General features: G+C 49.6%; 14 protein-coding genes and 1 pseudogene. 8 read left to right on the forward strand and 7 right to left on the reverse strand.

Features of this window, described 5'->3' with window-relative positions; all coding sequences use genetic code 11:
* Positions 1 to 109 precede the first annotated feature (109 nt).
* From H7R76_RS11390 to H7R76_RS11400, 3 genes are read left to right on the forward strand one after another with little or no spacing between them, the layout of a single operon-like run.
* Complete coding sequence (locus H7R76_RS11390; protein WP_182967819.1) at positions 110 to 436, forward strand: antibiotic biosynthesis monooxygenase family protein; 327 nt, start codon at positions 110 to 112, stop codon at positions 434 to 436.
* Positions 429 to 821, forward strand: a complete 393-nt coding sequence (locus H7R76_RS11395; protein WP_182967821.1) for an amino acid-binding protein — start codon at positions 429 to 431, stop codon at positions 819 to 821. Before H7R76_RS11390 ends, H7R76_RS11395 begins: the two co-directional genes overlap by 8 nt.
* 53 nt (positions 822 to 874) lie before the next feature.
* On the forward strand, positions 875 to 1,525 hold the full coding sequence (locus H7R76_RS11400) for an ArsR/SmtB family transcription factor (RefSeq protein ID WP_182967963.1): 651 nt from the start codon (positions 875 to 877) through the stop codon (positions 1,523 to 1,525).
* Positions 1,526 to 1,570: 45 nt separating this feature from the next.
* Here H7R76_RS11400 and H7R76_RS11405 read toward each other — a convergent pair.
* The 4 genes and pseudogenes from H7R76_RS11405 to H7R76_RS11420 form a co-directional block, all read right to left on the reverse strand.
* Positions 1,571 to 2,015 (reverse strand): annotated as a pseudogene (locus H7R76_RS11405) (VOC family protein).
* A 241-nt stretch (positions 2,016 to 2,256) separates the two neighbouring features.
* The gene (locus H7R76_RS11410) at positions 2,257 to 3,192 is read right to left on the reverse strand and encodes a hypothetical protein (protein WP_182967823.1); all 936 of its coding nucleotides are present in this window, start codon (positions 3,190 to 3,192) and stop codon (positions 2,257 to 2,259) included.
* Between the two features lie 824 nt (positions 3,193 to 4,016).
* The gene (locus tag H7R76_RS11415) at positions 4,017 to 4,679 is read right to left on the reverse strand and encodes a cell envelope integrity TolA C-terminal domain-containing protein (protein ID WP_182967825.1); all 663 of its coding nucleotides are present in this window, start codon (positions 4,677 to 4,679) and stop codon (positions 4,017 to 4,019) included.
* Positions 4,676 to 5,080 carry a hypothetical protein gene (locus H7R76_RS11420; protein WP_182967827.1) on the reverse strand — a complete coding sequence of 135 codons (405 nt, stop codon included), beginning with the start codon at positions 5,078 to 5,080 and terminating at the stop codon, positions 4,676 to 4,678. Before H7R76_RS11420 ends, H7R76_RS11415 begins: the two co-directional genes overlap by 4 nt.
* Before the next feature lie 259 nt (positions 5,081 to 5,339).
* Here H7R76_RS11420 and H7R76_RS11425 point away from each other — a divergent pair, with 259 nt between their 5' ends.
* Together H7R76_RS11425 and H7R76_RS11430 are read left to right on the forward strand one after the other, a co-directional pair.
* Entirely contained in the window at positions 5,340 to 5,789 is a 450-nt protein-coding gene (locus tag H7R76_RS11425) for a hypothetical protein (RefSeq protein ID WP_227673964.1), read from the forward strand.
* Positions 5,790 to 6,001: 212 nt separating this feature from the next.
* Complete coding sequence (locus H7R76_RS11430) at positions 6,002 to 6,286, forward strand: VF530 family protein (protein WP_106930670.1); 285 nt, start codon at positions 6,002 to 6,004, stop codon at positions 6,284 to 6,286.
* Here H7R76_RS11430 and H7R76_RS11435 read toward each other — a convergent pair.
* Positions 6,276 to 7,280, reverse strand: a complete 1,005-nt coding sequence (locus H7R76_RS11435; protein WP_182967829.1) for a zinc-binding dehydrogenase — start codon at positions 7,278 to 7,280, stop codon at positions 6,276 to 6,278. The two genes, H7R76_RS11430 and H7R76_RS11435, sit on opposite strands and share 11 nt — an antisense overlap.
* A 244-nt stretch (positions 7,281 to 7,524) precedes the next feature.
* Here H7R76_RS11435 and H7R76_RS11440 point away from each other — a divergent pair, with 244 nt between their 5' ends.
* Both H7R76_RS11440 and H7R76_RS11445 read left to right on the forward strand, forming a co-directional pair.
* A complete protein-coding gene (locus H7R76_RS11440; protein ID WP_502711065.1) occupies positions 7,525 to 8,838 on the forward strand; it encodes a glycoside hydrolase family 10-like protein in 1,314 nt (437 codons plus the stop codon).
* A 276-nt stretch (positions 8,839 to 9,114) separates the two neighbouring features.
* Positions 9,115 to 10,383: an amino acid permease gene (locus H7R76_RS11445; RefSeq protein WP_182967831.1), complete on the forward strand. Its 1,269-nt coding sequence runs from the start codon at positions 9,115 to 9,117 to the stop codon at positions 10,381 to 10,383.
* Between the two features lie 61 nt (positions 10,384 to 10,444).
* Here the strand turns inward: H7R76_RS11445 and cfa are convergent, their stop codons facing one another.
* Positions 10,445 to 11,599: a cyclopropane fatty acyl phospholipid synthase gene (gene cfa, locus H7R76_RS11450; protein WP_182967833.1), complete on the reverse strand. Its 1,155-nt coding sequence runs from the start codon at positions 11,597 to 11,599 to the stop codon at positions 10,445 to 10,447.
* Between the two features lie 178 nt (positions 11,600 to 11,777).
* Here cfa and H7R76_RS11455 point away from each other — a divergent pair, with 178 nt between their 5' ends.
* Entirely contained in the window at positions 11,778 to 12,314 is a 537-nt protein-coding gene (locus H7R76_RS11455; RefSeq protein WP_227673965.1) for an AraC family ligand binding domain-containing protein, read from the forward strand.
* Positions 12,315 to 12,413: 99 nt separating this feature from the next.
* On the opposite strand, the gene H7R76_RS11460 is transcribed toward H7R76_RS11455, so the two are convergent.
* Complete coding sequence (locus H7R76_RS11460) at positions 12,414 to 13,394, reverse strand: IS5-like element ISKpn26 family transposase (protein WP_068815383.1); 981 nt, start codon at positions 13,392 to 13,394, stop codon at positions 12,414 to 12,416.
* Positions 13,395 to 13,428 lie beyond the last annotated feature (34 nt).

The raw sequence follows: 13,428 nt of genomic DNA on the forward strand, positions 1-13,428 counted from the left end.
TTCAAGATAATTCGTGCATTTCTGGCTTTAGGCATATTTCGTTATCTATCGAAGCATAAGGGTCGAACCCGACGCTACAGTGAGCACCTCACAACGCAAGGGGGTTGCTATGATTGCCGTACTGTTTGAAGCGCAGGCCGCTGCTGACCATCAGGCCCGCTACCTGGTGCTCGCCGCGGAATTGAATGCCGCACTGGCGCATATTCCGGGATTTATCGCCATTGAACGATTTAAAAGTCTCAGTCGTGAAGGGACTATCTTGTCACTTTCCTGGTGGGAAAGTGAGGCTTCGGTGCTCGAATGGAAGCGAAATGCTCTGCATCAGATGGCCCAGGAGGAGGGGAAACGGACGATCTTTTCCCACTACCGTATCCGGATCGCACAGGTGATTCGTGAATATTCGTCTGATGAACGCGGGGGCTCGCATCATGTATGATATCCATGTCATTCTTCAATCTCGTCCGGGAGAGCTGGCGCGATTAGGTACGACGCTGGGCCTGCACGGCGTAGGGCTGGAAGGCGGTGGCGTGTTTGCCGCAGGAGAAATTGCACATGCCCATTTTCTGGTCGCCGAAGGTGAACGGGCCAGACAAGTGCTCGTTGATGCCGGCATGACGGTTATCTGCGTAACCCGGCCATTAATTCGTCGCCTGAAGCAGGAGCGGCCCGGTGGGCTAGGTGAGATAGCGCGCGTGCTGGCCGACGCGGGCATCACGATCCTGGTGCAGTACAGCGATCATGATAACAGGCTGATTTTGCTGACCGATGATGATCCTCTGGCCGCCAGGCTGACCGATAAATGGAGCGTTAGATTACCGTGAAATCGCTTAACTCTTGCCCTGAATTTGACGACGGCGCGCAGCTGGAAAAAACCATGGCCAACATTGCGGCAGCCATGGCGGATCCTTCACGCGTGAGCATGCTCTGTGCGTTAATGGATGGGCGAGCGTGGACGGCGACCGAACTGAGTACCGTTGCCGGGGTTGCGCCATCCACGGCCAGCGCGCATCTGAATAAGCTGCTGAACGGTCAGCTTATTCTCTGCCTGGCTCAGGGGCGACATCGCTATTATCGGCTGGCCGGACGCGAAATCGCGTCTCTGCTGGAAACCCTGATGGGAGTATCGATGAAGACTGTCCCACGCACGAAGCCCACAACGCCGGTGCATTTGCGTAAAGCACGGACCTGTTACGATCATCTGGCCGGTGAAGTTGCCGTTAGTCTGTATGATTTTATGGTTGAAGAGGGCTGGTTTACGTCGGATAACGCATCATTGTCTGTCGTCGGCTCTGCCAGACTCGCCGGGTTAGGCGCCGTCATCAGCGCGCGCTCATCGCGTAAACCGGTCTGCGCCTGTCTGGACTGGAGCGAACGACGGCCGCATCTTGGTGGTGAAGCCGGCGCGGCATTGCTAAAGGCGTTTACCCAACATGGGTGGATTGAACGAGTACCGGGTTACCGGGAAGTTCGTTTTACCGACGCCGGGAAAAGGGCGCTGAGAAAGCATTTCCGGGTTGACGCCTAAGCAGACAGAAAACGAACCTGATGTCTTCAGGTTCAGTTCACGACATCAGCGATTTTCGCGCAGCCACGGCGTAATGGTCACACCCGGCCAATAAGCCTTCGGGGCTGAGCAGACGCGTCACGGTTTGACCCCAGGGCTCGGTACGTTTTGCAACGAGCAGATGATATCCCTGAGCGCACAGTGCATTGGTAGCAATATCAATATCCGCCACTTCAAATTCAATCCATGCCTGAGGAACGGGAATATCATCAGGCCAGAACGCCGTGCCAAAACAAGATTTCGCCGCCTGGGACAGTGGCCAAAGTGCAAAATGCTTAACACCATGCAGTGCATCTACATCCGTCAGCAGATAATCATCATTGCCATCCATGGACTTTAGCGGCAGGCCCAACGCGTTGATATAAAATGCTTTGCTGTCCTGAGTATCACGGGTAACAGGCCCAAAGCCGGCAACGAACATAACGTTAAGATTGGTGAGTTCTGGAACCATAAAACGTCGGATTCCATCTGACCCTACATTAGTGCGCATAATGTGTTGAACATGTTAAATGACTGCACGAAGTGCTGGCATTTAGCCTTCTGCAATGAACTGCCAGACGTTGTTACTTGTTTTCTGGCATAGAAAATCACTGCAACAGCGGAATTACAGATACATCCTGAATGTTCGTTTTTTCTTATTAATAGATAGCATTGTGAAATGCCGGTTATTTTATGACTATTTTATAGCATCATCAACAGGTTGTAGCAACACAGTTTATGTCGGAATTTCTGTTTTCCCACTGAAGTATGAGCCAGCGCAGGTAATGAACATAAACCTGTACATCACCATCAATCATGTAGCAATTACGCTGAATCTTTTTCGTGAGAGGCCAGAACAACACTGTGCCATAAGGGGTTTCAGACAGGATTACTTTCATATTCCCGTTAAGAACAACTTCATAATTAATTTGATTGTTTTTTAATTCATCTTCAGCCTCCGTTAATATCTCATCTCGAATTTTATTTATTTCATGATAATGCCCGGAAGGAATCTTCATGGCAACACGTCGTAATCCAGCTTCCCTGGCATTTTCTTCTGTGCTGATAAATGCCACCGTGTCAGCAGAATAAATGAGCCGATGTGAATAATCTTTATCCAGCTCAAACTCTCCCGGATTATCCTTCCATTTGTTGTAGCCATGCAATTTTGGAAGGTCATTGCAGAAGTTCTGAAAGTTATGCCATCGCTCGCATACAGTGACACCTTTATATCCTTTAAAATATTGTTTCCCTTTAACTGTCATGTAGCACCTTGCCAGCATGTTATGCCATAGAATGAATGACCTCGTTCTCTGGTGACTTCTGGTATTTTCAATAGTGGAGTGTCTTCCATTCCCAATATATCCCACATCATAATAACGCGGCCTCATCAATAATGTTATTCGTTCCTCTTCTGAGGACGGAAAGGCATCATCTGAGACTGCACCCGATTTAATATGCGTACCATAAGCCTCCTTAACTATGCCGCTATCCTTAAATTCCACGACATAATATCCACGCCTTGATTTGTCTTCCGAACGACCAAGAATGGAGCATTCACCATTATGCTTCGTGGTAAATACAGCGCCTGGAAACAAAGTGTTATGGCTGTAGTTCTGATGATATTTCTTATTTCGAAAGTAAGTCATCTGACATTTCCTGGGTGACGAATGAAAAGGGGAAAAAGAATCGGGTCGGGTCCTACTTTTCCCTTTACCTTCTGTCAGGCCAGCACTCCGGGTGGAGGTCAGGAATTAAATTAAAGAATCCATTCAAAAAATAAAAATTAAAAATAATACAGACAATGCAATGTGACAGGTATCGTAGCACTCTACCAGTGCCGCTCTGCGACTGTCACTGAGTGGGCGTGGCATTCATGCCTTATCATGCACCAGTGCGCTCAGAATGCGCTACAGGCACTGTAAATACGGGTCAGGGCAGGGTGTGCTGGGCCTGTCTGATGGCAGGATTCCGGCATATACGGCGCTGTTCATTTATACAGTTAAATGAAATTGGTATAAATTGTGACCAGAGGTTGCGTGGGGGCGATTATGGGCTGTTTTAGGGCCAAAGCATGGTTTTGTACTGGCTGTAGCCCTTTAATGGCTCGTGATGCGTTATATGAATCAGATTATGCTGATGTGCTGCGCCGGAATTACCCGATAGGGTGGAGAGATAAAAAAATAAATATAATATATTTACGTAATTCAATATCCATGCTACCATCGCCAAATCGCCAACCGAGGTTAATCTCTTATATATACCTATTATTACTCTATTATCTTAATCGGTATTCCGTGGTTACTTAGTCTCTTACCTTAGTGTTTTAATATTAGTCCAATATTGAGCCCTCCGCAGGAGAGCCATACGGCTTGAGTTAACAAAGAATCAGAATTAAGAAATAAGAATCCCCACAAAAGTGAAGACTCCTATCAGTAATAAAAATCAGAAACTTATCTTATGAGTGGTGTTTTTAAAAACTAAAATCAATAGGTGTATTTCTAAACACTTTGTACTGACTATCATTCATTGCACTGAGCTTGATTTTTTGGGTTCTCTTTAAAACATAAGAGCATGCATCATTATCACCGGACTCTACTTTTGTTGACAACACATTACCACTTTGAGAGAACCATACTTTAATAGAGCACTTTTGTCCTGTTAAGTCAGGTGCGCCACTCCTGATTTGGCCAAATGCATTACGTATTTCCATGCCATAACTTTGTATTTCTTGCCTTTCCTTTATTTCCTCTTGTGATAAGACTTTCGCTATTGCTTGCTTGTTTTCACTATTTATCTTGGGTGTTTGCTTTCCAGCATTGCAACCCATACGATATGCCTGAGCAATTTCAATATACTCAGCGCGTTCCATTCCATGCAATGTATCTGCCTGTTTATTGAATTGTCGTATTTTGCTTTCGCATGCTGAGTTTCGACCCTGCATCGATTCTTTAGCTCCATTCAGACACATTTCATAAACCACGCCTGGACTGGCAATTCTGGACATACTTGCGTAAGAATCACATGTAGCAGTCGCTCTCATCTGCATCTGTGATTGCGTAATCGCCAGTGACTGATTTGTAAATAACAAACCGGCCATTGATATCAATAAGGGAAGGGTGATTAATTTTTTCATTCAGCACCTACCTGTAAGATGCAATCAATTCCCATTGCGTCAGTACCCCAAAGTTTGATATCCGGCTCGCCACCTGATGCACCCTGAGTGCTCATATCCAGAGCAAGGATATAGAAACTGTTTTTATCAACATCAAACTCGTAGTTAACAAGTGGAGCACCACTGGTCTGATACACCGATTGCTGAATGTCCTGAATGCGTTTTTGTGAAATGAGCTTGCCGTTATGCAATAACTTTATGACGCCAGCATCTTTCATGTAGCTCATGAATCCACTACTGGCACTACCGGTAACGTGTCGCTCAATGCTCCAGCCGCCATGACAAACAATATTGTCTGCCATTGCAGCAACCGGAATGGTCATGCTTGCGGCAGAGGCAAGGATTGGAATCAATCGTTTCATTTGAATCAGGTCCTAAGAAAAATTATCAGGACGTTCGATAATCCCAGTGAAGGCCGCAAGACATTTCAATCGTTAGGCGAACCAACCAGACTCAGCACATCCATATTCTGCGAGAACAAGGATGCCCACAAATCTCTGGATTCTGCCTGAATCCATGTTGGTGCGCATAATGTATATTATGTTAAATTTAATTTGAACCAACACCATAACCCAGTCCTTTACCGACTCCACCACATCCCCCTTAACCTTCTGGGATGTTTTGTCCTCATTTAATTCTATTTCATTGCGGCGCCTGCGTTTAGCGTCTACTTTCTTTACATCCTTTATTGCTCTCGGAAGCCTGATGCCAACGCCGCGCCATCAAACCGTTTTGCTGTGCTTTGCTACCTTTCTCCTGGCCGGCTGTTCATTAACGCGCGTCTCTGATAGCGCACATGCTGAGGAAGTCGATCGTCTTAATATCGTTGGTCTGCGTCTGGATGCCGCGAAAGAAAAAATCAGCGCTGCAGGCTTTGTTTGCGATCGCGATGCCAGGCTCAGCCACGTTGATACAGAATCGGGTGTTCAGGTTTTAAAACAGCTGGAATGTGCGAAAACCAGTCAGGAACTGTTTTGCCCGCAGATTCGCAACGTCGTGCTCAATGTTGATCCGAACACGGAAACCGTGGTTTGGGTCGGAAAATACATAACACAGCACGGTTGCTTCTGAAAAACACATGTAACGTACTGATTTATTGATAAATTATCGATTATGCTAGCGCTACGCGAATTCTGTGATTTTCGCTGTGTCATAGTGGGTCAGATTTTACGTAGCTGCGCGGTTTTATTGGGTGAAAAAACATACAGTAAACGCTGGCATTGCCGCTGACTCCGCTTTCTTGTACCCTTCCCTCGCCGAACTATCAGACACAACGGAATTCCATCACTGTGCATACATCTAAAGATCCTTTACACGGCGTTACCCTGGAAATGCAGGTAAACGCGCTGGTCGCGCGTTACGGCTGGGAGCAGTTAAGCAAGCTGATTAACATCAACTGTTTCAAGAATGAGCCAAGCGTAAAATCGAGCCTGAAGTTTCTGCGTCGGACTCCGTGGGCACGCGCGGAAGTTGAAGCGCTGTATCTGGATTCATTGAATGGTGATGTGGAAATCACGCCGGCAGAACCGGCGTTCGATCCGTGGGCGAATCACCGCGCTAAGGGTTAATCCGCACCAGCGGTTTGCCGCTAAACTGGCGATAGCGCAGTTTATCAAGGAGCTGCGGCAGTTCATCAAAATCGACGGCGACGGTCTCTTCGGCAACCAAACGGTTATTCACCAGATCGTCGAATATCTGCACTCCCGCAGTGGTGAGATCGTTCCAGGCCTCATCATCCCCGTACCAGTGCAGCGCACCGAGTGCCACCTCGTGCATAGACAACGTTCTGCCAAAAGGTGCACACGGCCACTGCGTCAGCCGTCCTTGAATACAAATAATATGTCCGTTCGCCTTAAGCGCCGGCGTCAGGCGCGCAGCGTGATCTTCATTGACGCTATCAATAACGGCGAAGAACGTGCCGTTTTTATCTTCCGGCCAGACCTGTTCCGGCGCCAGTGGCCCGGCAATACAGTGCGCTGCCCCCATGGCCTGCAGACGTGGCCAGTGTCGCGGATTGCACATCGCGGTAATCGCAAAGCCGCGGGCTGCGGCGAACTGCACCAGATAATGGCCCACCGCACCACCGGCGCCGCTAATCAACAGCGGTGCATTCTGAATAGCGGGTAGCTTTTCAATGGCCAGCCAGGCGGTCAGCGCCGGGCAAGGAATGCTGGCGGCAACGTCAAAACTTAGCGCATCAGGAATCGCAATAAGTGCCCGCTCGGCCACCGGGGTATGTTCAGCATAGCTGCCGGGCCTGGCCAGACTTTGATGATAGGCAACTCGTTTGCCTAACCAGCGTTTATCAACGCCCTCGCCCAGTGCTACCACGGTTCCGGCCCCGTCAACGCCCGGAACGTGTCCTGTCTGCCAATCGACCAGCCCCGGGGTCAGCACCTTCCAGTCAACCGGATTCAGGCCAATGACCTGGTTGCGCACCAGCACGTCACCGGCAGCCGGCTGCGGGATCGCAATACGTTCCAGCTGCAGGTCATGGGGTTCGGCACTATTTTGCCAGGTCCAGGCCAGATGCGTCTGCGCGTGTGGGATATTATTCGACATAAGTCTTCTTTACCTATTTTCCAGGAGCATGACTTCCAAAGATAAGAAATGTACTGAAATAAGGCAAATTACCTTCTTTTATAGTAGTCATCATCAGGACTGATATCAGCTCATCGTATTGAGTAACGGTACATTCATTGCTCTGGGTTAGTAAAGACCCTATTTGCTACTGGCTAACCAATTGACTTCGCCGTAAATAGTACGAAAATGTTCTCCACTCGTGACAATCCGAAAAACGGCACCTATGACTCCCAGCTCTTACCGCTTCTTCCGTCTCTCCACTTTGAAAAAGGCCAGCGCGCTGATTGTTGCCGCCCTGTTATTGGTCAGCTGTGATTCGAAGCAGCCAACCACGCCGCCGTCCACCGTGAATCCGGGCAAATCACAGCAGAGCAATCAACCGATGCGTGGCGTTTGGCTGACGACCGTTTCACGCCTGGACTGGCCGCCAATAAGCTCCATCAATGCCGGCAGCGCCACTCAGCGTATTGACCAGCAGCAGGCGGCGCTGCGGGCTAAGCTCGACAGGCTCAAAAATCTCGGTATCAATACCGTGTTTTTCCAGGTTAAACCTGACGGCACCGCGCTGTGGAAGTCTGATATTCTACCGTGGTCCGACGTCATGACCGGCAATATTGGCGAATATCCTGGCTACGATCCGCTGCAGTTTATGCTGGATGAAGCCCATAAGCGTGGAATGAAAGTCCATGCGTGGTTCAACCCGTACCGGGTTTCCACTAATACTAAACCGTCGACCGTTTCGGCGCTCAATAGCACCCTCTCGATGACGCCACCGAGCGTGTTTGTGCTGCATCGTGACTGGATTCGTACGGCGAGCGATCGCTTTGTGCTCGACCCCGGAATTCCGGAGGCCCGTGACTGGATCACCAGTATTGTGGCGGAAGTCGTGTCGCGCTATCCCGTCGACGGCGTTCAGTTCGATGATTACTTCTACACCGAAACCGCTAACTCTTCGCTGAATGACAGCGCCACATTCCGCCGCTATGGCCAGGGTTATGCCTCCAAAGCCGATTGGCGTCGGATTAACACTCAGCAGTTGATCGCCCAGGTATCCCGCACGATTAAACAGTTGAACCCGAACATCGAGTTTGGCGTCAGTCCGGCTGGGGTCTGGCGTAACCGTTCGCATGACCCGGCCGGGTCAGATACCCGTGGCGCGGCGGCTTACGATGAATCCTATGCTGATACGCGTCAATGGGTACAACAAGGTTTGCTGGATTATATCGCCCCACAGATCTACTGGCCCTTTGCCCGTGATGCGGCCCGCTACGATGTGTTAGCCAAATGGTGGGCGGATGTAGTGAAGCCGACTAACACGCGTCTGTACATTGGCATCGCGCTGTATAAAGTGGGTGAACCGTCAAAGAACGAGCCGGACTGGACCATCGAAGGCGGCGTTCCGGAGCTGAAAAAGCAAATTGACCTCAATGAATCTGCATCAAACATCAACGGAACCATCCTGTTCCGCGAAGGTTATCTGGAGCAACCGCAAACCCAGCAGGCGGTTGATTATTTAAAAGACCGCTGGGGTAATTAACGTCTACCCTGAACCGGCCGTTATGCGGCCGGCTCTTTTTTAATAAAAAGCGATATAAGTTACATAGCTGTGAATTATTATCATTAATATATCTAAACTAACGATCGTTAATAAAAATAGCTTGCGACGCCTGCCGAAGTACCAGTAGTATCTTGAAAAGGGCCAGTTTACGGCCTGAAATAAAAATAAAATAACCCCCTCTACCTTCTCATTCCCGTTTGGATACCAACCACTCGCTCGTTAACGCTTGCGTTAATTCTAATATTTATGAGTACTATGAATAAAGAAACCGAAGTATCTCGTCCTCAATGGACGAAAAAGGACACCATCTGGATGATGGGTGTGTATGGCGCTACCGTCGGAGCAGGCACGCTATTCCTGCCGGTAGAAATTGGTACGCGCGGTCCGCTGGTCTTTATTCTACTACTGCTACTCGGTTTTCCGCTGTCGTTAGTTCCCCACGTGCTGATATGCCGTGTCTTTATGCGCGACAACCCGGCGGACGAGCAGAATGATCGCACGCTGCCGCTGTTTGGTTCGTTCTTCGGTGCCAAGGGACGTCAGTTGATGAAGCTGTTTTTCTGCGTTGCACACTATCCGGTGACGCTGGTGTACGCCGTTTCGTTGATTAACGCCCTCAGCCATTTCCTGACCGAACGCCTGCACTTCACCGGCTTTAACCGCGCGACTCTGACGCTGGTTGTGCTGGCAATTTTGCATCTGGTGCTAAGCAAAGGTCGTGATAAAGTCGTCAGCACCATGAGCGCCCTTGCGCTGCCGTTCGCCATTGCTATTATTGTGGTGGCGGCGTCACAGATTCCGGCCTGGGATTTCAGCAATATCGCCCATGCGTGGCAATCAACCCATTCAACGTCGGCCAGCAGTTCTCTGAAGGATTTGTGGTTAACCCTACCGCTGATTGCTTTCTCGCTGTGCTCCGCGCCGCTGATTCCCGCACTGGCTTCCTGGTATCGCGAACCTGGCAACGGTGGCGAGACGCAGTCCGTTCGTGTTATTCGGCACGCCTATGGTTTGATTTTCTTCAGTATTCTCTTTTTCGTACTGAGCTGTATTTTGAGCACCCCGCGCGAAACGTTTGAAATGGCTAAGGCGCAAAACCTTAATGTGCTGTCGGTTATCGGCGGCAACGACGGTATGAGCGTGATGATCTATCTGGCGCCGTTGATTGCGATTCTGGGGATGACTAAATCATTTTTGGGGATCTCGATGCCGGTTGCCGAAACGTTCAATGTCCTGGCGGCAGATCTTTTTGGCATTAAACGCACCAGCCATATTAAACAGGCCAAATTAATCATTTCCGTGCTGATGTTTATTATCACATCGGCGGTGGTTTATCTTAACCCGGACGTCATTAATATGATTGAAACCCTGTGCGGGCCATTAATTGCGATCTTCCTGTTTATTATTCCAACCTGGCTGATTTTCACCCGCGAAGCGCTGAAACCGCTGCGAGGTATGCTCTCCGCGATGGTCATGGCCAGCGGCGTACTGACCGTTTCCGCCCTGCTGTACGGGATGTTCTGATCTCAGTTATTAATATGACGATGGGCTGGCACCGACTATCGGTCCAGCCCGTTTTAACAGTTTACCGATAAACGTACATCCCGCCTTCGGTTCCCCGGCTGAACAATACCTGCCAGAGTTCAATATCACGTGCGCGAAATGCACCGGCGCAGGCGCAAAGGTAATAGTTAAACATTCGACGAAAACGCGGAGTATAGTGCGTGGCTATGTCGGGCCATGCCGCATTAAAGCGCTGGTGCCAGGCCATTAGCGTTTTATCATAATCACTACCGAAGTTGTGCCAGTCTTCCATAATCAGCCTGGATTCACTGACGTTGGCGATCTGACGAATTGACGGCAGGCAGCCGTTCGGGAAAATGTATTTGTTAATCCATGGGTCGACGTTAACCCCGGTCTCGTTACTGCCGATAGTGTGGAGTAAAAACAGTCCGTCGGCCTTCAGGCAGCGGTCCACGACCTTGAAATAGGTGTCGTAATTTTTGGGACCAACGTGCTCAAACATCCCAACGGAAACAATACGATCGTATTTTCTGTTCAGATCGCGATAGTCCTGCAGCAGAATGCTCACATCAAGCCCTTCACAGCGCTGCTGTGCCATTTTTTGCTGCTCTTGCGAAATGGTCACGCCGTCAACGCTGACGCCATAGTGGCGAGCGACGTACGCGGCCAAACCGCCCCACCCGCAGCCGATATCCAGCAAACGCATGCCGGGCTGGAGCTGCAATTTTTCGCAAATCATTTTCAGCTTGGCATCTTGCGCCTCTTCCAGAGAACTTGCCATACGCCAATAAGCACAGGAGTACTGCATGTGAGGGTCTAACATCCTGGAAAATAAATCGTTACCGATATCGTAATGCTCTTTACCGACAATCCAGGCGCGTCGGCGCGACTGTAGGTTAAACAATCTCGCGCTGGCAATTTGCAGAATATCCTTCAGATTTCCCGGCATCTGTTTATCCAGTTTGGCCTGAAGAATTTTACAGAACAGAATGTCCAGCCGGTCACAATCCCACCAACCGTCCATATAACTTTCACCAAAGCCTAACGAACCTTGTTGAAATACGCGTTTAAAAAAATCAGCGTGATGCACCTGAATATCCCACGGGCGCGAGCCGTTGATTTTAATATCCGCCTGCTGGAGCAGTTCGTTGCCCATTCGCGACCAATTATCATTCAATTCTTCAACATTTATTACGTCTGAGCAAACCGTCGCCATAATTCTATTCCATAAATTAGAAGTCAGTATTTTCTGCGTAAGATTATTATTGATAACACGATGGTATGTATTATGATGTGAGGACAATATTTATCGAGTAGACGCCATAACGATGGACGAGCGCCCTTCTTTCTCAACCATACAGGCAAAACGGTGGTTTTCATCGCAGGATAATTCGATGAAAGAGCTGCCGCAGTCGGTGTACTTTCGTTCGTATGTGCTTGAAGCCAATAATCATGTTGCCAATCATAGCCACTCCTTCGCGCAGTTCCATTTTGCTCATACGGGCAGCATGCGAATTGATGTCGCGGGGAAATGCTGGGTGATACCTGCCCACTATGGGATCTGGATACCGCATAATACCGAACATGCGGTGTGGGCACTGGATGAAGTGCACCTGGAGAGTCTGGATATCGAGCCCGCGTTTTTACCGGTGCCGATCGATGACTGTAAAATGGTGGCTATCAGCGATTTTGTACGCGAGTTTATCCATTACGCTACCACAAATATACCAGAACGTTATGATATTAAAGGTAAAGATGGTCAGTTGGTCAGCGTCCTGCTGGACGTTATTTTGAAACTACCGGAAGTGGAGTTGATGCTACCGTGGCCACATAATGCGGCGCTGATAGAGGTCTGTCGGACTATACAGGAATCGCCTGCACTAGGGAAGGTGCGAATAAGCAGGTCATTTCTTCCCAAGCTGACTCGCTGATTAAAATTTCGCGGATCTGGGCCGATTTTTTTCCCGCAAACAATCGAATCAGCCTATTTAGGCTATTTTTTCCACCATTTCTGGCGTTATTTCCGGTTTTTACTGAGATCTCTCCCACTGACGTATCATTTGGTCCACCCGAAACAGGTTGGCCAGGGTGAATAACATCGCCAGTTGGTTATCGTTTTTCAGCAGCCCCTTGTATCTGGCTTTCACGAAGCCGAACTGCCGCTTGATGATGCGAAACGGGTGCTCCACCTTGGCACGGATGCTGGCTTTCATGTATTCGATGTTGATGGCCGTTTTGTTCTTGCGCGGATGCTGCTTCAAGGTTTTTACCCTGCCGGGACGCTCGGCGATCAGCCAGTCCACATCCACCTCGGCCAGCTCCTCGCGCTGTGGCGCTCCTTGGTAGCCGGCATCGGCTGAGACAAATTGCTCCTCTCCATGAAGCAGATTACCCAGCTGATTGAGGTCATGCTCGTTGGCCGCGGTGGTGACTAGGCTGTGGGTCAGGCCACTCTTGGCATCGACACCAATGTGGGCCTTCATGCCAAAGTGCCACTGATTGCCTTTCTTGGTCTGATGCATCTCCGGATCGCGTTGCTGCTCTTTGTTCTTGGTAGAGCTGGGTGCCTCAATGATGGTGGCATCCACCAAAGTGCCTTGGGTCATCATGACGCCTGCTTCGGCCAGCCAGCGATTGATGGTCTTGAACAATTGACGGGCCAGTTGATGCTGCTCGAGCAGGTGGCGGAAATTCATGATGGTGGTGCGATCCGGCAGGGCGCTATCCAGGGATAATCGGGCAAACAGGCGCATGGAGGCGATTTCGTACAGGGCATCTTCCATGGCACCGTCGCTCAGGTTGTACCAATGCTGCATGCAGTGAATACGCAGCATGGTCTCCAGCGGATAGGGCCGTCGGCCATTGCCCGCCTTGGGATAAAACGGCTCGATGACAGCGGTCATATTCTGCCATGGCAGAATATGCTCCATGCGGGAGAGGAAAATCTCTTTTCGGGTCTGACGGCGCTTAGTGCTGAATTCACTATCGGCGAAGGTGAGTTGATGGCTCATGATGTCCCTCTGGGATGCGCTCCGGATGAATATG

The sequence above is a fragment of the Klebsiella sp. WP8-S18-ESBL-06 genome, from assembly GCF_014169755.1.
Classification (GTDB): Bacteria; Pseudomonadota; Gammaproteobacteria; order Enterobacterales; family Enterobacteriaceae; genus Kluyvera; species Kluyvera ascorbata_B.